Below are 1,417 nucleotides of genomic sequence, written 5' to 3'. Positions count from 1 at the left end.
GAACAAAAGAACCATCCGCTTGTGTACATTGCGCCAAGTCACCGATAGCAAAGATGTTGTCATCAAGCGTCGTTTGCAGCGTGTTTTTCACAACCAGTTGGTTGATACGGTTAGTTTCAAGACCACCAATATCTTTCATGAAATCCGGCGCTTTAATACCTGCTGCCCATACCATGATTTGAGCTGGGATTTTGTCGCCATCTTTCGTTGTGAGGCCATCAGCGTCCGCTTGCGTCACCATAGTATTGGTGCGAACGTTCACACCAAGCTTAGTCAGCTCAGAGTGTGCAGCACTTGAAATACGAGGAGGAAGAGCAGGAAGAATACGCTCGCCGGCTTCTACTAGGTTTACGTTCAACTTGCTTGAGTCTAAATCGCCGAAACCGTATGTACGAAGCTCTTTCACAGCGTTGTGGAGCTCAGCCGACAGTTCAACACCAGTAGCACCCGCACCAACAATCGCGATGTCTACCGTACCTTGACCATTCTTAGCGTGCAGCTTTAAGAACTGGTTGTTCATTTCAGTACGGAAACGGTGAGCTTGTTCTGGGCTATCAAGGAAAATACAGTTATCACGAACGCCTGGAGTGTTGAAATCATTAGACGTTGAACCTAGTGCCATAACCAGAATATCGTATTCAAGCTCGCGGCTTGGCATTAACAGCTCACCGTGCTCATCTTTCAGTTCGCTAAGTGCAATCACTTTACGCTCACGATCGATGTCGTTCAGGCTGCCCATTTGGAAATCGAAGTAATGGTTTTTTGCGTGTGCGCGGTAGCTTAATGCATCAACGCCTTCATCTAGAGAACCAGTTGCTACTTCATGAAGCAATGGTTTCCATAGGTGGCTTGCTTTACGGTCTACCAGAGTGATCTGGGCACGCTTTTTACGACCTAAAGTGCGGCCTAGCTTAGTTGCTAGTTCTAAACCACCAGCACCGCCGCCTACTACGATAATTTTTGTCACAATGACAATCCTCTACAAAATGAATAAATAGGGTTCGGCTCGATTACTCCAACCGATAAATTCTATGTATCTACTCGGCCTTTAAATAAGGCTGTGACATATTGGATAACCGCGAAAAAGAAAAACGACAGCTCACCGAGTAGTTAGAGGGGCTACAAGCAACAAACATCCGTTTATCGCCTTACTCACATGGATAAAAAAGGTGACAACCTTAGAGGTAGTACACAAATAATGGGCAAGTTTTATCACTCGCTCTCAATTTTTTTTGATATTTATCAAAATATTTTGCTTTGGAACATTATATATAGCAAACCGATGACCGCAACTAAAATCCTTACCCTCAATGAGGATTCGCCGCCAAATAGTTAACGTTTGCGCAAACTTATCAACATAGCAGCTACGACAGCATCATCAATAGTAACGTTACATTCATGTCTCGTCCTAAAATAC

Annotated in this window: 1 protein-coding gene; it reads right to left on the bottom strand. The window is 44.3% G+C overall.

Annotated elements, in window-relative coordinates; all coding sequences use genetic code 11:
* Positions 1-967, bottom strand: a 967-nt coding sequence (locus tag BCT81_RS25720; protein ID WP_102426301.1) for an NAD(P)/FAD-dependent oxidoreductase, incomplete at its 3' end; no start/stop codon positions are given.
* Between the last annotated feature and the right edge of the window lie 450 nt (positions 968-1,417).

Origin of the sequence: Vibrio sp. 10N.261.52.A1 (genome assembly GCF_002876325.1) — a bacterium.
GTDB lineage: Bacteria > Pseudomonadota > Gammaproteobacteria > Enterobacterales > Vibrionaceae > Vibrio > Vibrio chagasii.
This window is presented reverse-complemented; position numbering and strand designations above follow the sequence as displayed.